This window comes from Vibrio sp. 10N.222.49.C9 (assembly GCF_041474985.1).
Taxonomy (GTDB): Bacteria; Pseudomonadota; Gammaproteobacteria; order Enterobacterales; family Vibrionaceae; genus Vibrio; species Vibrio crassostreae_C.
This window is the reverse complement of the sequence record NZ_JBFRVD010000800.1, coordinates 1-241: the sequence shown is the minus strand read 5'-3', so window position 1 is coordinate 241 and position 241 is coordinate 1. Positions and strand designations below refer to the sequence as shown.

The window sequence follows — 241 nt, the reverse complement described above, 5'->3', positions numbered from 1 at the left end:
TGTTGCAAGTTTCCCATCTACGAGCCCAAGCTAAGCAAGACCTATCGGTATTGGTGCAAAAGACTTATTTGGAAGCAGAGCAGTCGCTGGAAGAAGTTCAGGGCTTAGAGACCAGTATTGATCTCGCTGAAGAAAATCTTCGCCTGCGCAGAAAGATGTTTAGTCAGGGGTTATCAAATTCATTGGATGTAGTTGATGCTGAGCTCTATTTAGCCAGCATTCTAACCCAGCAGCATGTGGC

At 45.6% G+C, this 241-nt stretch carries 1 protein-coding gene; it reads left to right on the top strand.

What is annotated here, in order from left to right; all coding sequences use genetic code 11:
• On the top strand, positions 1 to 241 hold a 241-nt coding region (locus tag AB4585_RS25665), incomplete at both ends, for a TolC family protein (RefSeq protein WP_372171603.1).